Origin of the sequence: Rahnella perminowiae (assembly GCF_019049695.1) — a bacterium.
GTDB classification, from domain to species: domain Bacteria; phylum Pseudomonadota; class Gammaproteobacteria; order Enterobacterales; family Enterobacteriaceae; genus Rahnella; species Rahnella perminowiae.
Window position 1 is genome coordinate 113,276 of record NZ_JAFMOT010000174.1, and the last position, 22,808, is coordinate 136,083.

General features: G+C 54.0%; 4 protein-coding genes. 2 read left to right on the top strand and 2 right to left on the bottom strand.

From position 1 onward, the window contains the following. The first annotated feature begins 14 nt into the window (after nucleotides 1-14). Together J1781_RS11880 and J1781_RS11885 are read left to right on the top strand one after the other, a co-directional pair. Nucleotides 15-19,223: an Ig-like domain-containing protein gene (locus tag J1781_RS11880; protein ID WP_217233625.1), complete on the top strand. Its 19,209-nt coding sequence runs from the start codon at nucleotides 15-17 to the stop codon at nucleotides 19,221-19,223. A 50-nt stretch (nucleotides 19,224-19,273) separates the two neighbouring features. Continuing rightward, the gene (locus tag J1781_RS11885) at nucleotides 19,274-21,433 is read left to right on the top strand and encodes a peptidase domain-containing ABC transporter (protein ID WP_217233626.1); all 2,160 of its coding nucleotides are present in this window, start codon (nucleotides 19,274-19,276) and stop codon (nucleotides 21,431-21,433) included. A 67-nt stretch (nucleotides 21,434-21,500) separates the two neighbouring features. Here J1781_RS11885 and J1781_RS11890 read toward each other — a convergent pair whose 3' ends face one another. Together J1781_RS11890 and J1781_RS11895 are read right to left on the bottom strand one after the other, a co-directional pair. Then, complete coding sequence (locus J1781_RS11890) at nucleotides 21,501-22,193, bottom strand: CidB/LrgB family autolysis modulator (RefSeq protein WP_129955680.1); 693 nt, start codon at nucleotides 22,191-22,193, stop codon at nucleotides 21,501-21,503. Then, nucleotides 22,186-22,590, bottom strand: coding sequence for a CidA/LrgA family protein (locus tag J1781_RS11895; RefSeq protein ID WP_129955681.1), 405 nt, complete (start codon nucleotides 22,588-22,590; stop codon nucleotides 22,186-22,188). The genes J1781_RS11890 and J1781_RS11895 overlap by 8 nt, the downstream gene beginning before the upstream one ends. Nucleotides 22,591-22,808 lie beyond the last annotated feature (218 nt).

The window sequence follows — 22,808 nt, forward strand, 5'->3', positions numbered from 1 at the left end:
GAAAGGATTAAAAAATGGCTAACAAAACAATATTCATCAATGACAGCTCAGTTGTCGATTTAAAACAGTTTGGCAATAAAGAACAGGCGCATTTCATCATTAGTGGTACCGATTTAAAGTTTATTTTTTCCGATGGTACAACCGTAAATATTGTCAACGGTGCTTTATATTCGAGTCTTGAACACAGTAAAGTGGTGTTTTCTTTTACTGATGGTGATATTTCCGGGCAAAATCTCCTTAAATCCATTGATCTGAGTAATTTAGAGCTGGAACGACTTGATTCATCATTATCGGAAGACCGGCAGGCGCGCGTCATCAAAGAAAATGCCGATACGAAAACAGAAGAAGAGGTAAACCGTCTCGAAGAGGTTAACAAAGAGGCGGATAAACTCAGGAAAGAAGCTGAAGGTTTACGCGCAGAAGCGGAAGAAGCCCGAAAAGCGGCCAATGAAGTTGAACAACAATTGCAGGAATTCCTGGATAATAAAGCTAAAAATAAAGTTTCCACCAATGGCAGCGGCGTTTCTAATGAATCCGGCGAAGAACAGGAGGCCGCATCCTTCAAAAAGAAAAAATATGATGAAGAAGGCGTTGCAGAGTCAGAGCGGCTTAAACTGGAAGATAATAATTCCTCATCTTCTTCTTCAAGTAGCAAAACGTCTGAAAAGACGGGCGATGAAGTTATTGTTAAGCCGGTTGATATTTCTTTAAAGCTTGATGACAAAAGTGACAGTGGTACAAAAAATGACAATATCACCAATATCGCATCCCCTTCATTTATCGGCTCGACCGCGCCTAATGCAAACATTATCTTAAAAATTGATGGGATTGTTGTGGCAGTTGTACAATCAGACAACATGGGGAATTTTGTTGCTGATGTTGCCTCAGAACTCCCGGATGGTCAGCATACGATCCAGGCCGATGTTGAGGATGGTCAGGGTGGAAGCGGTAGTGCTAAAATTCTGGTTACCATCGATACCGTGACAGAAATTCCTACCTTTGAACTGAGTTCACAATATTCTATTCCAGTAGAAGATCAGATCCCTGATGAAAACTTAACGCGCTTTACCAATGCCAAAATTATAGGTACGGCTGAAGCCGGTGTGAACATTGATATTTATATCAACGACATTTTACTGACGACCGTAAAAACGGACGCTGAAGGTAACTGGTCATATCAGTTTAGCGGAAATGAACTTCAGGAAGGCATTAATGATATTACGGTAGTGGCGACTGATAAAGCGGATAATAGTGCCAGTACAACAGGTATTATTACGCTTGATACCATTCCCCCTGAAACGCCCACCATTATTCTTGATGAAAACAGTGATACCGGCCTCTATTCTGATGACAAAATAACAAATGATGTCACGCCTGGTTTTCGCGGTAAAGCCGAACCGGACTCTGTTGTAGAGTTGTATGTTAACGGATATAAAATCGTTGATGTTACCGCTGATAGCAAAGGTGACTGGAGTTATACCCTCGACAGTAATGTTATTCTTATGGACGGCACCTATAACGTTCAGGTCATTGCCTCGGACCGTGCCGGTAACACAGCATCGAATGCGATTGATATTGAAATTGACACCAATATCGATGCATTTTCTATTCAGATCGAAGCGGGCAGTGACAGTGGCAATGCTGCCGATAATTATACAAATGTTGCCAGCCCGATATTTACGGGTAAAACAGACTCATTCAGCCATATCACCATTACCAATACGACCACGGGGGAAACCCTTGAAACCGACGCTTCTCAAAGCGGAAATTATACCTTCAGATTCTCTGGCGAATCCGCAGAAGGGGTAAATCAGCTTATTATCACCGTCGTGGATCTTGCGGGTAATGCGCAGGATTATGATTTTAGCTACACGATAGATACCATCGCACCTGTAACGCCGACTATTGCCCTTGACGATTATGTTATCTCACAATCCGGTGCCACCCTGACAAATGATACGACACCTCTTTTAGTGGGAACTGGCGAGGCGGGGAGTCATGTCAGCGTTTATATTGATGGCAAAAAATACGCCACTGTGACGGTCACTGCTGAAGGAACGTGGTCAGTTGATGTCGCACCGGGGTTGAAAGAGGGTGAACATAAAATAGTGGTGGAGGCTCAGGATATCGCGGGTAACGTCTCGCTTCCTTCAGAGGAATACATATTCTCTGTCGATACCCTGACTCAAAAGCCTGTTGCTGCATTGGATACCGATGATGATACAGGATCCAGCCAAAATGACTGGATTACCAACCATAATGATAATTTACGGGTAACAGGGGTTGCTGAAAAATACGTCACAATTACCCTCATGCTTGATGGCAAGGAAATGGGGAAAACGACCGCTGATGAAGAGGGGCACTGGTCTTTCGAAATAAATCCCAACCCTGGTCTGGCCGATGATAATTATAGTGTTGAGATCATTGCCATGGATGAAGTCGGCAATATTTCCAGCTCAACGTATGAACTTGTTATTGATACCGTCACTTCAACACCCACTATCATGCTGGATGCTGATTCTGATACCGGTATTACACATACAGATGGGATTACTAAAGATCCGCAGCCATTATTCAAAGGTGTAGCGGAAGCCGGAGCTGAAATCAGCCTGATGATAAATGGCACCTATTATGGCAGTGCTATTGCGGATAAAAATGGTAACTGGAGTTTCCGTATCCCGGCAGATAAAACCTTAGCCGAAGGCGAATATAACGTCATGGTTACGGCAGTCGATATTGCAGGTAATAGCGCGAACTCGGTTTCTATCCCACTTATTATCGACTTACATACTGATATTCCTACTATCGATTTATTAAGTGACAGTGGTGACAATCCGGATGACCATATTACCAGCGTTAATTTACCGTCATTCGCGGGTACGGCGGAACCTTTTGCCAGTATCACATTATACTGCGACGGCAACATAGCGGGTAAAGCCAGTGCTGATGCAAAAGGCCAATGGCAATTTACCTATCCACAATCTCTGCCGGAAGGCAGCTATGCCTTTCATGTGAGTGTCGTTGATGTTGCGGGCAACATTGCTACCTCCGAAAAAATCCATGTCACTATCGATACATCCCTGAATATACCTTCTGTAGACCTGCTGAATGAATCCGATTCCGGAGCTTCAGCCACAGATAATATTACGAATACTAAAAGTCCTATTTTCGTACTCAATAGTGTTGATAGTGATGTTACACATGTTCTGATTAACATTGATGGCACTGACTACCCGGCAAGTCTGAATAATGGCGTCTGGTCACTCGTTTGCCCTGTTGAACTTGCGGATGGCATTCATACCATTACTGCCACTGTTACCGATCTTGCGGGTAATAGTGCGACCTCGGCGGCGCTGAACGTGACGGTCGATACGACCATTTCTGCCCCGGTTATCACCCTGAGTGACGACACCGGCGTGGCGGGCGACAACCAGACCAATGACACCACGCCGGGCTTTGCGATCGCGACCGACGCGGACGTGGTGACCGTGATGGTCAGCGTGGACGGCGGCGCAACGCAGGCGGCGGTGCGGGACAGCGAAGGGCAGTGGCACTTTGCGGTGCCTGCCGCCCTCGCTGACGGCGAACACAACCTGGTGGTGACGGTGACCGATACTGCCGGTAACAGCACGTCCGGTGAGGCCTTTGCCTTTACCGTGGACACCACGCTGAGCGTGCCGGTCATCGACCTGAATGACGGATCGGATACTGGTGCCAGCACCACCGATAACATCACCAACAACGCCACCCCGGCCTTTACCCTGAGCAACATTGACGTCGACGCGGTGACGGTCGAGGTGCTGATCAACGGCACCGTGTATCCGGCCACCAAAGAGGGCAACGTGTGGGGCTTTACCGCGCCGGAACTCGCCGACGGCAACTATGCTGTGCAGGTGCGGGTCACCGACGACGCGGGCAACGTGGCGACCTCCGGGGCGCTGGACGTGACGGTGGACACCGCGATTTCTGCGCCAGTTGTCACCCTGAGTGACGACACCGGCACGGCGGGCGACAACCAGACCAATGACACCACGCCGGGCTTTGCGATCGCGACCGACGCGGACGTGGTGACGGTGCTGGTCAGCATTGACGGCGGCGCGGACATGGCGGCGGTGCGGGACAGCGCCGGGCAGTGGCACTTTGCGGTGCCTGCCGCCCTCACTGACGGCGAACATAACCTGGTGGTGACGGTCACGGATACTGCCGGTAACAGCACGTCCGGCGAGCCTTTTGCCTTTACCGTGGACACGACGCTGAGCGTGCCGGTTATCGATCTGACCGACGGTTCAGATACCGGTGCCGGCACCACCGATAACATCACCAATAACACTACTCCGGCCTTTGCGCTGAGCCAGATTGACGCGGACGCGGTGACGGTCGAGGTGCTGATCAACGGCACGTCCTACCCGGCCACGCAGACCGGGGATAGCTGGAGTTTTACCGCGCCGGAACTGACGGACGGCAACTATGCTGTGCAGGTGCGGGTGACCGACGACGCGGGCAACGTGGCCACTTCCGGGGCGCTTAACATGACGGTGGATACCGCGATTTCTGCGCCGGGAGTCACCCTGAGCGACGACACCGGCGTGGCGGGCGACAACCAGACCAATGACACCACGCCGGGCTTTGCGATCGCGACCGACGCGGACGTGGTGACGGTGCTGGTCAGCGTGGACGGCGGCGCGGCGCAGGCGGCGGTGCGGGACAGCGAAGGGCAGTGGCACTTTAGTGTGTCTGCCTCACTGGCTGACGGCGAACATAACCTGGTGGTGACGGTGACGGATACTGCCGGTAACAGCACGTCCGGTGAGGCCTTTGCCTTTACCGTGGACACGACGCTGAGCGTGCCGGTTATCGACCTGAATGACGGATCGGATACCGGTGCGAGCACCACCGACAACATCACCAATAACGCCACCCCGGCCTTTACCCTGAGCAACGTTGACGCCGACGCGGTGACGGTTGAGGTGCTGATCAACGGCACCGTGTATCCGGCCACGCAGACCGGCGGGATCTGGGGCTTTACCGCGCCGGAACTGACCGACGGCAACTATGCTGTGCAGGTGCGGGTGACCGACGACGCGGGCAACGTGGCCACTTCCGGGGCGCTGGACGTGACGGTGGACACCGCCATATCCGCGCCGCTGGTCACCCTGAGCGACGACACCGGCGTGGCGGGGGATAACCAGACCAATGACACGACGCCGGGCTTTGCGATCGCGACCGACGCGGACGTGGTGACGGTGCTGGTCAGCGTGGACGGCGGCGCGGACATGGCGGCGGTGCGGGACAGCGCCGGGCAGTGGCACTTTACTGTACCGTCGGCACTGGCTGACGGCGAACACAACCTGGTGGTGACGGTCACGGATACTGCCGGTAACAGCATATCCGGCGAGGCATTCGCCTTTACCGTGGACACCACGCTGAGCGTGCCGGTTATCGATCTGACCGATGCGTCCGACAGCGGCGCGGATATGACCGATAACATCACCAACAACGCCACCCCGGCCTTTACCCTGAGCCAGATTGACGCGGACGCGGTGACGGTCGAGGTGCTGATCAACGGCACCGTGTATCCGGCCACGCAGACCGGCGGGATCTGGGGCTTTACCGCCCCGGAACTGACCGACGGTGACTATGCTGTGCAGGTGCGGGTCACCGACGACGCGGGCAACGTCGCGACCTCCGGGGCGCTGGACGTGACGGTGGACACCGCCATATCCGCACCGCTGATTACCCTGAGCGACGACACCGGCGTGGCGGGGGATAACCAGACCAATGACACCACGCCGGGCTTTGCGATCGCGACCGACAGCGACGCCGCGACGGTGCTGGTCAGCGTGGACGGCGGCGCGGCGCAGTCGGCGGTGCGGGACAGTGAAGGGCAGTGGCACTTTACTGTACCGTCGGCCCTCGCTGACGGCGAACATAACCTGGTGGTGACGGTGACGGATACTGCCGGTAACAGCATATCCGGTGAGGCATTCGCCTTTACCGTGGACACGACGCTGAGCGTGCCGGTTATCGATCTGACCGACGGTTCAGATACCGGTACCAGCACCACCGATAACATCACCAACAACGCCACCCCGGTCTTTGCGCTGAGCCAGATTGCCGCGGACGCGGTGACGGTCGAGGTGCTGATTAACGGCACGTCCTACCCGGCCACGCAGACCGGGGATAGCTGGAGCTTCACCGCGCCGGAACTGACCGACGGTGACTACAGCGTGCAGGTGCGGGTGACCGACGACGCGGGCAACGTCGCGACCTCCGGGGCGCTGGACGTGACGGTGGACACCGCCATATCAGCGCCGGGAGTCACCCTGAGCGACGACACCGGCGTGGCGGGGGATAACCAGACCAATGACACCACGCCGGGCTTTGCGATCGCGACCGACAGTGATGTGGTCACGGTCACGGTCAGCGTGGACGGCGGCGCGGCGCAGGCGGCGGTGCAGGACAGCGAAGGGCAGTGGCACTTTACTGTACCGTCGGCACTGGCTGACGGCGAGCATAACCTGGTGGTGACGGTCACGGATACTGCCGGTAACAGCACGTCCGGCGAGCCTTTTGCCTTTACCGTGGATACCACGCTGAGCCTGCCGGTTATCGACCTGACCGATGCGTCCGACAGCGGCGCGGATATGACCGACAACATCACCAATAACATTACCCCGGCCTTTACCCTGAGCCAGATTGACGCGGACGCGGTGACGGTCGAGGTGCTGATCAACGGCACCGTGTATCCGGCCACGCAGACCGGGGATAGCTGGAGCTTTACCGCGCCGGAACTCGCCGACGGTGACTACAACGTACAGGTGCGGGTCACCGACGACGCGGGCAACGTCGCGACCTCCGGGGCGCTGGACGTGACGGTGGACACCGCCATATCAGCGCCGGGAGTCACCCTGAGCGACGACACCGGCGTGGCGGGGGATAACCAGACCAATGACACCACGCCGGGCTTTGCGATCGCGACCGACGCGGACGTGGTGACGGTGCTGGTCAGCGTGGTCAGCGTGGACGGCGGCGCGGCGCAGGCGGCGGTGCGGGACGCGGCCGGACAGTGGCACTTTACTGTACCGTCGGCACTGGCTGACGGCGGACATAACCTGGTGGTGACGGTGACGGATACTGCCGGTAACAGCACGTCCGGCGAGCCTTTTGCCTTTACCGTTGACACCACGCTGAGCCTGCCGGTTATCGACCTGGCCGATGCGTCCGACAGCGGCGCGGATATGACCGATAACATCACCAACAACGCCACCCCGGCTTTTACCCTGAGCCAGATTGACGCCGACGCGGTGACGGTCGAGGTGCTGATCAACGGCACCGTGTATCCGGCCACGCAGACCGGCGGGATATGGGGCTTTACCGCCCCGGAACTGACGGACGGTGACTACAGCGTGCAGGTGCGGGTGACCGACGACGCGGGCAACGTGGCGACCTCCGGGGCGCTTAACGTGACGGTGGACACCGCGATTTCTGCGCCAGTAGTCACCCTGAGCGACGACACCGGCGTGGCGGGCGATAATCAGACCAACGACACCACGCCGGGCTTTGCGATCGTGACCGACGCGGACGTGGTAACGGTGCTGGTCAGCATTGACGGCGGCGCGGACATGGCGGCGGTGCAGGACAGCGAAGGGCAGTGGCACTTTACTGTACCGTCGGCACTCACTGACGGCGAGCATAACCTGGTGGTGACGGTCACGGATACTGCCGGTAACAGCACGTCCGGGGAGGCATTCGCCTTTACCGTGGACACGACGCTGAGCGTGCCGGTTATCGACCTGACCGATGCGTCCGACAGCGGCGCGGATATGACCGATAACATCACCAACAACGCCACCCCGGCCTTTACCCTGAGCCAGATTGACGCCGACGCGGTGACGGTCGAGGTGCTGATCAACGGCACCGTGTATCCGGCCACGCAGACCGGCGGGATATGGGGCTTTACCGCCCCGGAACTCGCCGACGGCAACTATGCTGTGCAGGTGCGGGTGACCGACGACGCGGGCAACGTGGCGACCTCCGGGGCGCTGGACGTGACGGTGGACACCGCCATATCCGCACCGCTGATTACCCTGAGCGACGACACCGGCGTGGCGGGGGATAACCAGACCAATGACACCACGCCGGGCTTTGCGATCGCGACCAACGCGGACGTGGTGACGGTGCTGGTCAGCGTGGACGGCGGCGCGGCGCAGGCGGCGGTGCGGGACAGCGAAGGGCAGTGGCACTTTGCGGTGCCTGCCGCCCTCGCTGACGGCGAACATAACCTGGTGGTGACGGTCACGGATACTGCCGGTAACCGCACGTCCGGTGAGGCATTCGCCTTTACCGTGGACACCACGCTGAGCCTGCCGGTTATCGATCTGACCGATGCGTCCGACAGCGGCGCGGATATGACCGACAACATCACCAATAACACTACCCCGGCCTTTACCCTGAGCCAGATTGACGCGGACGCGGTGACGGTCGAGGTGCTGATCAACGGCACCGTGTATCCGGCCACGCAGACCGGGGATAGCTGGAGTTTTACCGCGCCGGAACTGACTGACGGTGACTACAGCGTGCAGGTGCGGGTCACCGACGACGCGGGCAACGTGGCGACCTCCGGGGCGCTGGACGTGACGGTGGACACCGCCATATCCGCACCGCTGATTACCCTGAGCGACGACACCGGCGTGGCGGGGGATAACCAGACCAACGACACCACGCCGGGCTTTGCGATCGCGACCGACGCGGACGTGGTGACGGTGCTGGTCAGCATTGACGGCGGCGCGGCGCAGGCGGCGGTGCGGGACAGCGCCGGACAGTGGCACTTTAGTGTGTCTGCCGCCCTCGCTGACGGCGAACACAACCTGGTGGTGACGGTGACGGATACTGCCGGTAACCGCACGTCCGGTGAGGCATTCGCCTTTACCGTGGACACGACGCTGAGCGTGCCGGTTATCGATCTGAATGACGGTTCAGATACCGGTGCGAGCACCACCGACAACATTACCAACAACGCCACCCCGGCTTTTACCCTGAGCAACGTTGACGCGGATGCGGTGACGGTCGAGGTGCTGATCAACGGCACCGTGTATCCGGCCACGCAGACCGGGGATAGCTGGAGTTTTACCGCGCCGGAACTGACGGACGGCAACTATGCTGTGCAGGTGCGGGTCACCGACGACGCGGGCAACGTGGCGACTTCCGGGGCGCTTGACGTGACGGTGGACACCGCCATATCCGCACCGCTGATTACCCTGAGCGACGACACCGGCGTGGCGGGGGATAACCAGACCAATGACACCACGCCGGGCTTTGCGATCGCGACCGACAGTGATGTGGTGACGGTCACGGTCAGCGTGGACGGCGGCGCGGCGCAGGCGGCGGTGCGGGACAGCGCCGGACAGTGGCACTTTACTGTACCTGCCGACCTCGCTGACGGCGAACACAACCTGGTGGTGACGGTCACGGATACAGCCGGTAACAGCATTTCCGGGGAGGCATTCGCCTTTACCGTGGACACCACGCTGAGCGTGCCGGTTATCGATCTGACCGATGCGTCCGACAGCGGCGCGGATATGACCGATAACATTACCAATAACACTACCCCGGCCTTTACCCTGAGCAATGTTGACGCGGTCGAGGTGCTGATCAACGGCACCGTGTATCCGGCCACGCAGACCGGGGATAGCTGGAGTTTTACCGCGCCGGAACTGACTGACGGTGACTACAGCGTGCAGGTGCGGGTGACCGACGACGCGGGCAACGTGGCCACTTCCGGAGCGCTTAACATGACGGTGGATACCGCTGTTGCACCGGTCACGCTTGTACTAAACGCCGGGTCTGATACAGGTGCCAGCAACAGCGACGGCGTGACACATGATGCCACCCCGACGTTTACCTTCAGTAATATTGCGGCAGATATGGCCAGCCTGACACTGGTGCTCAGTAACGGGGCTGAATACATCATTGATCTCAGCAACGGGAACAGTTTTACACTGCCGGTTTCTCTGGCAGACGGTGTTTATACGGCAACCGCAGTGATTACCGATGTCGCAGGCAATACGGCATCCAGCCCGGTCAGCTTTACGGTGGATACCCAACTGACCGTCCCCGTGATTGATCTGGCTGAAGCATCCGACAGTGGCAGGTATTCGACAGATAATATTACCCGCGATACCACCCCGGCCTTTGTGTTGAGCAGTATCGATGCCGACGTGATGACCGCAGAAGTTCTGATCAACGGCACTGCCTATCCGGCGACCAAAGAGGGCGGCCTCTGGGGCTTTACCGCCCCGGTACTGGCAGACGGCGATTACAGTGTGCAGGTGCGGGTAACTGACAATGCAGGTAATACCGCCACTTCCGTGGCACTGAATATGACCGTCGATACGGCGATTAATGCACCGGTCATTACGCTAAGTGATGATACCGGTACATCAGGGGATAACCAGACCAACGACACCACGCCGGGCTTTGCGATTGTTACCGACAGCGACGCCGCGACGGTGATGGTCAGCGTGGACGGCGGTGTAGCACAGGCGGCGGTGCAGGATGCCGCCGGGCAGTGGCACTTTACGGTGCCATCCGCGCTCGGGGACGGTAACCATAGCCTGTCAGTGACGGTCACTGATCTGGCCGGTAACAGCAGCGCCAACTCACTGGATTTCACCATCGACAGCCAGCTGTCAGTGCCAACGTTGGCCCTTAACAGTGAAGATGATTCCGGTTTCAGTAATACGGATAACCTGACGAATAATACCCGCCCGACGTTCGCTATTGGCAATATTGATGCGGATGTGGTCAGCGTGGTGATATCGCTTAATGGCAAAAGCTGGCCTGTGACCATTTCACAGGGCGCGGGCACTTTCACGCTGCCTGAAGCACTGGCAGATGGCTCGTATACCGTGCAGTTAACGGTGACGGATGATGCGGGTAATGAAAAAATCATTACCACGCCGCTGCAGATTGATACCGTGACAAGCGTTGAGGGTATTGCACTCAATGATGACACCGGTGTACTCAATGACTGGCTGACGAATGTCACCGGCCCGACATTTACCCTTTCCGCCCCGGCAGATGCACAAACCGTGGCGGTATCAGTCGATGGTGGTGCAGCAATCCAGGCTACCTACAGTGAAGGCGGCTGGGTTATCAATCTGCCTGACGGGTTAAGCGATGGCGAGCATACACTGCAGGTCACGGTAACGGATAAGGCCGGAAACACCGCGCAGAGGGACCAGATTTTTGCTGTGGATACCACGCTTGAACCGCTGGGTGTGGATATGCTGAATCAGGACGACTCCGGTACAGTTGACGATAACATTACGCATGTGACTACCCCGCGCTTCAGCCTGACAGGAGTACCGGAAGATGTATTCGGTATTACCGTAAGTCTCAATGGTGCCAGTTATTCCGTGACACCTCAGTCCGATGGCAGCTGGGTATTTATGCCTCCGGTCGCACTGGATGACGGCGAATACCAGCTTTTAGCGGTTGTCACGGATAATGCGGGTAATCAGCGTACCACCTCGTTCAGCTTCGTTATTGATACTTCAGTCTCTATCGACAACATCACATTGCTCAACGACACAGGGGATTCTTCTACCGACAGTATTACCAATGCCGGACAGCCGCATTTTAACGTCGCCACCTCGGACGACGTAGTCACCATGACGGCAACCATTAATGGCATTGCCTGCAATGTCACGCAAACGGCCACGGGGATATGGTCAGTCACGTCCCCGGTATTGACTACCCCGGGAGATTACACCCTGACAGTCAATGTGACTGATGTGGCGGGCAACCAGACAACATCGACTAAAACCATTACGTTTGATAACCAGTTATCGCAACCCGTGGTTTCTTTCGTGACCGGCGATGATACCGGTTATGATACGAATGACCATCTGACGGGCAAAAATCGCCCGGGATTTGTTATCACAAACATTGATGATGACGTCACCGGTATGAGCGTTGTTCTCAATGGTAAAACCACCCAAATTTATGCAGACGGGACCGGAAACTGGACATTCACACCAGACCAGGTACTAAATGACGGAACCTACACACTGTCCGTCAATCTGCATGACCGTGCCGGTAATACCAGCAGCAAAGATTTTACCTTTACGGTCGACACCACGGTCGCGAAAGCCATCATTACAATGGATGAGCAATCGGATACGGGTGACAGCCAGACCGACCACCTCACCAATAACCGATCCCCTGAATTCACCTTCACCAATATTGATGCAGACGTCTACAAAGTTCAGGTAGTGCTTAATGGCACGACCTATGAGGTGAGCAAAGATCCGCAGAATGCCTGGCACTGGGCCGCACCGGAACTCGCGGCAGGTACGTATACGTTAAGCACCCTCGTGACCGATAAAGCGGGTAATCAGAGTACGGAGTCGATGACCTTTGTCATCGATACCTACGTACAAATTGACAGTATCCAGATGTCTGCTGACACCGGTTACGCTGACAACGATCACCTGACATACGATCCCCGTCCTGATTTTACTATTCAGGTCTCTGACGATGTTTCACACGTTTATGTTTCTCTGGATGGCACCACGCCGGTTGAACTGACCAAAACTAACGGCGAGTGGATCTTCTCCTGTCCGGCTGAACTCTCAGATGGCGCGCACGCGATCAACGTTCAGGTCATTGATGCCGCAGGGAATAGGGCATCTCAGCAGGTTGATTTTGTTGTAGATACCACGCTCATGCCGGTCACCATCGATTTACGTGATGAGGATGATTCAGGCAACAGCAGCGTGGATAACTATACCCGTAATACTCAGCCGGTCTTTCTGTTCCAGGGCATTCCTGCGGATGCGCACAGTATGGTGGCAGTCCTCGACGGGCAACGTTACGAGATCGACCTGTCACTGTCGCCGGTGAGCTTTAAGCCGCCAGCCTCGCTGCAGGATGGCAGCTACACCCTTGAGGTGGAGCTGACGGATAATGCCGGTAATACCGCAGAGTCTTCCATCATCTTCAACGTCGATACACAAACATCGGTGAGTGTAGATTTTGCTGCCGGTGATGACACCGGTCGCTCAGATAATGACAACTGCACAACGCAGAATATGCCAACCTTTGATATTGCGGTGCCTGAAGATGTCACCACCGTTCTGGTGGCGTTAGATAACGGTACGCAGACGTCCATTCTGAAAGACAGTTCAGGTAAATGGTTATTCACTACGCCGGTGCTCACTGATGGGGTACACAACATCGTGGTATCGGTGACCGATAAAGCCGGTAATACCGCCCAGACTACGCTCGACTTTACGGTGGATACGACACTGAATATGCCACTGATTGATCTGATCAGTGACAGCGGTTACCTCACTAACGACAATCTGACAAATGATGCCACGCCGAAATTTGAAATATCCAACGTGGATAGCGATGTCTGGTCCGTAGTGGTCTTGCTCAATGGCAAATCTTATCCGGCAAGCCGCGTGGACGGAACATGGGTATGCCAGATCCCGGATGCCGATGCGCTGAGTGATGGCAACTATGTGGCAGAAGTAAGAATCGAAGATCAGGCCGGGAATACGCGATCAGGCTCGTTAAACTTCGTTATCGATACGGTTTGCCCTTCACCGGTTGTCTCGCTGAGTGACGCCGACAACAGTGGTGATAAAAGCGATAACATCACGAATGTTGCGCAACCTCGTTTGATCATCAGCGACATGCCTGAAGATATTTATCAGGTCAGCGTGACGCTGGGCGGAGAAACATGGCAAATCGAGCCGCAGGCGGGGGGCTGGGATGTCCCGCAAAGTCTGGCAGACGGAACCTATTCCGCCGTGGTCAGCTTCACCGATAAAGCCGGCAATACCAGTTCAACGACCTACAGTTTTGTCGTCGATACCACCGTGCAGTCACCGGGGCTGGTGCTGCTCGATGATACCGGCAGCAATGTGACCGATAACCTGACCAATGTCACCGCACCGAGATTTGAAATTACGGCAGCGGAACCGCTGGTTTCAGTCCGGGCCACGCTTAACGGTATTACGGTCAATGTAGAGCAACAGGATGGACGCTGGATATATACGGCAGAAAGCCTTGCCGATGGCAGCTATACCCTGCAGGTCGAATGGGTTGATATTGCGGGTAACCATGTGACGGATGATCTGACGTTCACGGTTGATACGCAAATTCCAATGCCGGTGATCGATCTGAGCACGGACAGTGATTCAGGTAGCTCTGCGTCAGATAATATTACCAACGATCCTCAGCCTGTCTTTGTGATCAGCAACGTACCGGATGATGTTGATGCGATCAGGGTGAACATTAATGGTACGAGCTACATCGCCACCATGAATAGCGCTGACCAGTGGACCGTTCGCCCCAATAACCTGCCGGATGGAGAGTATACCGCCACGGTCATCATGACCGACAACGCGGGTAACCAGGCTGAAAACAGTATCAGTTTCGTGATAGATACGCAGATCGCCTTGTCGATGGAAATGGATCCGGCGTCAGATACCGGCGTTTCACACACTGATCATCTGACCAACGATGTGTCCCCGACTTTTTCAGGCAACACCGAAAGCCATGCGCAGATAGTCATCAGTATCAAAGACAATAGCGGGACAGTCATGCAGACCGTTGAGCAGCAGGCGAATGCGGACGGCAGCTGGAGCTTCACTGCGGCTGATCTGGCTGACGGGCAGTATACGATTAGTGTGCGGGCCACTGACGTCGCCGGTAACTCGACCGAACAAAGTATGAATTTTGTCATTGATACGCTGGTTGCCACGCCGACTATCGGGCTGACGGAATCTGATGCCAATAACTCCCATGAAGCGCTGGGGCTGGCACCTGAATTCAGCGGCATGGCAGAGGCGGGCTCAAATCTGTCGATTAAAATTGATGGCATGACAGTCGCCAGTGTCACAGTGTCGGCAAACGGGACCTGGGCCTGGACGCCGCCAAGTTCCTTCCTTTCCGGGGACCACGTGATTGCCGTCACGGCCAAAGATAAAGCCGGAAATATTTCCTCGGAAACATCCTTTAACTTCATTATTCCGGTGGTCGATCTTGATCCACCGACGGTGATGTTAAGCAACGATACAGACAGCGGCTCACTGGGTGATTTTATCACCAATAATACGAAGCCCGTGATCACGGGGATTACCCTGCCGGGCGTGACAGTCACGCTCTATATCAATGGCGTGGCCGTTGGTGCAGCACAAAGTGACTCCACAGGTCGTTACAGCTATGAGCTGCCGGTAATGGCTGAAGGCACTTACAGCCTGCAGGCAAGCATTATCGACCCGAACAGTCAGGAAGCGCTGCTTTCAGACAGTGCAAATCTGGTGGTCGATACGCACGTAGAACCTTTGGAATGGTCGATTTCCGGCATGACCGATGAAGGCTATATCAGCGACAACACCCCGACGGTAAGCGGGATATCCGAGCCCGGGGCGAAAATTAAAATTTATGTTGATGGCAAATTTGTTATTGAAACCTCGACGTCCAGTGACGGAACCTGGTCGGTCAGGCTTCCTGTCATTGGCAACGACGGTTCGCATGAGATTGCTTTTACCGTCAATGATCTGGCGGGAAATACGATGCAGATCGACCCGACGCCCCTTATTCTGGACTCCTATATCTCTCCGCTGACCCTTACTCTGCGGGAAAGTGACGATACGGGCAGCAGTTCAACCGACCTGATCACCAATAAAACCACGGTGAATCTGGAAGGGGTGGCCGAGGCCGGTGCGGTGCTGACTCTTTACGGAAAGGATGGCTCGGTACTGACCACATTAACGGTGGGAGACGACGGACAGTGGAGTTACAGCGTTGAACTGAGTGAAGGGGCCAATACGTTCATTGCGGTAGCTGAGGACAGTGCAGGTAACAAAGTCCAAAAAGACATTATTATTCAGTGTGACACGCATAACAGTATCAGTGATGTGGCGCTGGCCCGTGAGAGCAACAGTGGCGATATCGGTGATATGGTGACCAACGATAAGACGCCAACCTTATCGGCCATGACCGATCCGGGCGCTTCGGTGGATATTTATGTCAATGAGGTGAAAGTCGCCACGGTTGTCGCTGACGCCTCTGGGCTGGCCAGTTATACCTTGCCGGAAAGCGAGGACGGTAACTACAACGTGACGTTTATCTCCACCGATGCGGCAGGAAACACCGTCACCAGTGCCACCTCCGTTGTGGTGATTGATACCGCGGTGAGCGGGTTCGAGATGACTGCGCCACCGGAGCTGATTAATTCCCGTGCTCTGGAACTGACCGGGACCGGGGAAATTAACTCAACGGTTACAATACGGGTGAACGGTGCGGTTATCGGCCGTGCGTCGGTTGATGCCGAAGGTAACTGGAATATGCCGGTCGTGCTGGGGGAAGACGGTGAATATATTATTTCGGCTACCCTGACCGATATCGCAGGGAATGTTGTGGCGGGTGAAGATTATCCGGTGACGCTGGACAGCCATACCGATTATCCCACCATTTCGCTTAATGATGAGACTAACTCCGCATCGAAGGGCGACAATATCACCAATATTAACCCGCCTGCCTTCCACGGGACGGCGGAAGCGGGCGCGACAATCAATATCTTGGTTGATGAAGTGATGGTAGCAACCACAGTCGCTGACGCTGACGGAAACTGGTCATGGACCTACCCCGACACCATGAATGACGGTGAATACTCTGTGCGTGTTATTGCAGAGGATGCGGCGGGAAATACCGCCGAGTCAGCCCGTATCCTGGTGACGATTGATACCGAGACAGACATTCAAATCCAGGGAATGGCCAACGACGGGGGTTACTATGCCAACGACTATTATACCGGTTTTACCCGGCCGACCTTTAATATCACCGGCGAAAAAAACCAGCCAGTATCGGTCTACATTGATGGTGAGTATGTAGAAACAATTACGCCGGGTTCGATCAATTCAACCTATACCGTGCCGGCGGATCTGGACGATGGTTCGCATTCTATTCGTTTTGAAATAACAGATGCGGCAGGGAATACGGCGTCGACCGAGTCCCGTAATTTTACCATCGATACCGTCAATGATACGCCAATCGTGTTGACGACGATCAACGGTCAGCCTGTTGAGACAATCACCGTCGGGGACGTGACTTATCTGACGGATATCACCACCAACGCCACCCTGACCGGGAAGGCCGAAGCCGGAAGTTACCTGAGCATCACGGTGAACGGGTTAACGGTTAATCAGTTCTGGGTCGGGGAAGATGGCAACTGGACGGCCAGCATCAATAAAATGGTGCTTCAGGATGGTGAACTGAATATTAAATTCAATTCGACCGACAAAGCCGGTAATGAGAAAGAAACCAGCATGGTGATTGTTGTTGATACCCGCATTGACGCATTCAGCGTCAATGTTGAAGACAATAAATCCACCATCGCTGACAAATGGGCGCTGAACAACCAAAACGTCACCTTCTTTGGTCGCGGTGAGGCTGGCTCGACGGTGACCGTGTTCCTGGCGGGTGTAGCGGTTGCTTCCGTGATGGTTGCGGCCGATGGCACATGGGCAATGGAGCCGACCCCGCTGGCTGACGGGAATTATTCCCTGAGCTTTAAAATTGAAGATCCCGCAGGCAATACCCAAATCATCAGTCACGATGTCACCATTGATACCCAGGCACCGGCTGTGCCGGTGGTTGACACCTCGGTCTTTATTGACGGTAGTGGTCTGTGGGTCATGTCCGGGACTGCTGAAGCGGGCAGTAAGTTAGTGGTTGAAGATGAAACTGGGAAGGTTATCGCCAGCGTCACGGCGGACAGCAACGGCAACTGGAGCACGGTGTTTAATTATCCTGATGGCGGGAAAGTAACCCTCCATGCTGAAGATGCGGTGGGTAACATCAGCCCGGACGTGACTTTTGATGAGATGCGTGCGGTGCCAGCCCTGACGCTGGATATTGCCTCCGACAGTGGCATTATCGGCGACATGATCACCAGCAACACTATGCCGACGCTGTTGCTGCAAAACATCGAAAGTGATGTCACCCAGGTTGTGGTCACGCTAAACGGACAGAGTTATAACGCGCTACAAAGTGGTCAGGGCATCTGGAGCCTGACATTTACCGAACCGCTGCCGGAAGGCCGCTGGTCCGTCATGGTCACCGCAACGGATGCCGCCGGTAACAGCCAGTCTGCGACAGTGATGCTGGAGATTGATCACTCTCTGTCATTACCGGAGGTGGTGCTGGACGCAATGTCTGACACGGGTAGCGTGGGCGATATGCTCACCAATAACGCGACGCCGACACTGGTATTGCAGGACATTGATGCGGATGTTACGCAGGTTATCGTGACCATCAACAGCCAGACCTATAACGCGGTGCAGGGGGAAGAAGGCGGGTGGAGCCTGACGTTGCCGGATGCGCTGCCAGAAGGCACCTGGCCGGTGACGGTCACGGTGACGGATGACGCGGGCAACAGTCAGACCACCGTGACTGAACTGACGGTTGACCAGTCGCTCTCGGTGCCTGTGGCAGCGATGGAATCCGATACCGGCGGTGATCATATTGTGAATGACAACACGCCAGGCTTTATTTTGACTGACGTTGATGCCGATGCCGACAGCGTGACGGTTAACGTTAATGGTAACAACTATGATGCGCTTAAAAGTGATGACGGGGAGTGGAGCTTTACACCACCTGAGCCTCTGACAGACGGTGAGTATCATTTAGTGATAACAACGACCGATGTAGCAGGCAACGTTAGCCACAGCGAACCTTTTGATTTCATTATCGATACGCAGATTGACACTTTTGACGCCCGGCTGGTTAACAATGAAGGCGATCAGCCTGATGAATGGCGCAGTGAAAGTCATACGCTCGACATTGCCGGACAGGGTGAAGCCGGGGCGACGGTATCGGCGAGCATTGATGGCGGTGAAGCCATCCATATTCAGGTGGATGAACAAGGGGACTGGTCATTACAGATGAGTGACATTGCCGATGGTACGCACTCACTGCAATTGGGCATTGTGGACAAGGCCGGTAACACACAACAGATCGAGTACAGCGTTACCGTCGATACGTCGTCGGCTCTGCTCATGGCAACGATGCAGGATGAACCTGAAAGCGATACAAACGATTCAGTAAGTCATGATCAGGCTGCTGCAGTCATGAGTGCTGAAATAATGACAATCACACCTATTGATAATACGACACATGATGATCAGCAGGTCGATCACCCGTAATTAACATGCCTCTGCTGTGGGTACAGCAGAGGTTTTTTGAGTAACAAACCATGAAAGCTGAATTTGAACAGTATGATTTAGGGCTGTCCGGTGCATTAACGTATATTGCGCGAAACTATGGCGCTAAAATTGAAATAAGAGAAGGTGATAAAGAAATATCACTGACCGAATATCATAAAAATGATGTTGAACATGACACACAAATTAAAAATTATTTCCTTTCATTAGGGTTGTCAGTTTCTGCAGTGCAATTTAGCCAGCCAGATGATTTGCTTAATGAAAGCATGCCGCTTTTGCTGCTGACGGCTGAAATGCAGTGGCTCATTTGTGTTGGTTGTATCGATAACAAACTTAAACTGGTCAATATGCAAAATGATATTGGACAGATTGAAATAGAACGCTCTGCACTCCAGCAGATGTCGGCGTTCTCATTGCAGCCGATCAGTGAGGTGGTGGATTCCATTCGCATCAGCCAGATTTTAAAAAATGGCCTTAAAAATAATAAAATATTTTACTCAAAATATTTTATCTCCTCATTGTTTATGGCGATGTTTGCGCTGACAATTCCTGTTTTCAGTAATCTCTATTATGACAAACTCGTGCCAGGCTCATCGAACGCATCTCTCTTCGGAGTGGCAGGCATCGTGCTGGTGTTCATTATCTTTGAGTTTCTGCTCAAATCCTCGCGTGACATTTATCAGTCGATAGTTTCCCGCAGGGAAGATATTGATATCGATGTTTCCTTTCTCGAGGCGCTGCTTTACGGCGATAAAAAAAACACGTCTATGTCTTCAGCATTTGTTCTATGGACTGAATTTCAAAAAATAAAACCTGTGCTACTTAACTCGGTTTTTCAGCGCGTGGCCGATGCACCTTTATTTATTGTCTTTGTGATAGTTATCTATATCAACCTGGGGCTGTTGGTTTTAATTCCGATCACAATTATGCTGATTTCACTGGGGCTGGCTTATGTTAATTTCCGCTACACCAATGTCCTGATGGAACGTGTGAAAGAAGGCCAAAGTAACCGGAATATGTTCATTACGGAAACACTCTATGCATTAAGAATGATCCACACATTGAATAACCGGAACCTGATGCGGGACTGGGTTAATAATGCCGATCAGCAGTCCTGGCTCAGTTTACAGATCCGCAAAGTAAACGTTTATTATCAGTCTGCGTTATCCACACTCTCAAGCCTTAATCAGATCCTGCTCATGTTGTTTGCCTTCTTCCTGGTGACGAAAGGGGAAATCACCACGGGTGCGATTGTTTCTTCCGTCATCGTTTCGGGGCGTATGTCGGGTATTATTTCAGGTTTTTCATCGACTTTATTATCGATATTTACCACTAATAAAACCATCACCGATCTGCTGAAAATGTTTGTCCCTGAAAATACAGCCCCCCGTGAGGTCTTACAATCACTCTCACATTGTGAAGGGCATATTTCCCTGAAAGGGGCCAGCTACCAGTATGATCCTCAGCTGCCGGTGATACTTGAAAACATTACCCTGGATATTCCTGCCGGACAGCGGGTCGCCATTATCGGGGAATGCGGTTCAGGCAAAAGTTCGCTGATCTCACTGCTTTCAGGATTCAGTATGCCTTTACAAGGCAGCGTCATGTACGACGGTTACAACACCCGGCATCTTGCCCAGCATTTTTTCTCGCGTTTCATCAGCGTTATCACCACCCACGATGCGTTATTTACAGGAACGGTGGAAAGTAACTTCGCCCTAAAGAGCGGTGAAGATCGTAAGAAAACCGTGCAGGCGCTGGGCGTGACAAACTGTAATTTCGTGCTGCAACATCCGATGGGATTACGTTATCCCATCAGCTTTATGGCGAAGAATCTTTCATCAGGACAAAATCAGCAATTACTGCTGGCACGCAGCCTGAGCAGTGATGCGAAAGTTTTTTTGTGGGATGAACCGACGTCCTGTCTGGATGAACAAACGGAACAGCGAATTTTTGACAATCTGGATCATTTTGTTGCGGGAAAAACGCTGTTAATGGTCACTCACCGACGTTACCTGCTGAAGTATTTTGACCGTGTACTGGTGATGAAGAACGGAAAGGTTATCCGCGATTGTAGCCCTGACAAGCTACTGACACCGGTAGCGAACGCTGAGGTTAAAAAAGCCCGGCCGGTGCGCATCAGTGTGCCTGCTGCCGGGGGAAATCCCGTACCTGATAAGAACGAAGGTTAATAAAATGCCCTGCTTGCGGGCAGGGCATTTTATTTTACAGGGGCAAACACAGCCGCCGCCAAACTGTTTAGCCAAATATGACCAGTAATACGGGGAACAGAAAAGGTGCGAGCAGGGAAGTAATAATCCCGCAAATCACCAGCGCCAGTGAGCTGAATGCGCCTTCCTGATAATCCATTTCTGCACAACGGGCGGTGCCCAGTGCATGTGATGCGGTGCCCATCGCCAGCCCGCGAGAGGCCTTGGTGGTGATCTTCAGAATATTCAACAGCGTGTGTCCAAAGACCGCGCCGAGGATCCCGACGAAAATCACGCATACGGCGCTGATGGCCGGAATGCCATTAATCGACTGCGCGGTGGCCATTGCAATCGGTGTGGTGACCGATTTCGGTAATACCGATGCGGCAATTTCTGGCGTTGCACCCATCCATAATGCAATCGCGGTCCCCGTCACCATCGCTACCACGCTGCCGATAAAGCAGATGCTGATGATGGATTTCCAGCGGGCACGGATCTGATGCAGCTGTTCGTACAGCGGGAAAGCCAGCGCCACGACAGCGGGTTGCAGCAGGTCATTGAGGATCTTGCTGCCTGCGAAATAACGTGCGTAAGGGATATGGGTGATCAGCAACAGCGGAATAATCACCACCATCGACATCAGCAACGGGTTGAGCAGGGGCATTTTAAGCCTGGTGGCTAATTTGCGGGTGGCGAAAAAAACCACCAGCGTCAGCGGCAGCGACCACAAAATATCAATCATTTTTATCCTCCCCTTTATCCGTCACCACACCGCGTTCCCCATGGATATAGTGGGAGCAATAGGCGACAACCAGCAACACCACCAGGGTACTGACCAGGCATGACACCACCAGCGGCCCGAACTGCGTGCGCAGTTGCGCATAATAATTCATGACCCCGACCCCGATAGGCACGAACAGCAACGCCATATAGCGGATCAGAATATTGCAGCCCGGTTTAACCCATTTGAACGGCAAAATTTGTGTAGAAAGCAGACCAAACAGGATCAGCATGCCGATGATGCTGCCGGGAATGGTGAGCGGTAACAGAGATGAAATCGCATTCCCGGCGAATAAACAGAGATAAATCAGAATAAACGCCCGGATATATTGGAATGCCAGAGAGATTGAGGTGCCCATGGTGTTTCACCCAGTTGAATAATGTATTCATCATACAATTAAGATGTGATCTGTGCCACAAAACGAAGTATGAAATTTAGGAATGAAGTGTATTCCAAAATGACGTTTGGTAAACGGGGAAAATAGGGGGGACATCCGGGTTGCTCGCTCTGCTCGCTGACTATGTTCCAGGTACAACAGCGACAGCCGCAAAGCTCCCTCCCCTGCGAAAGGGAGGG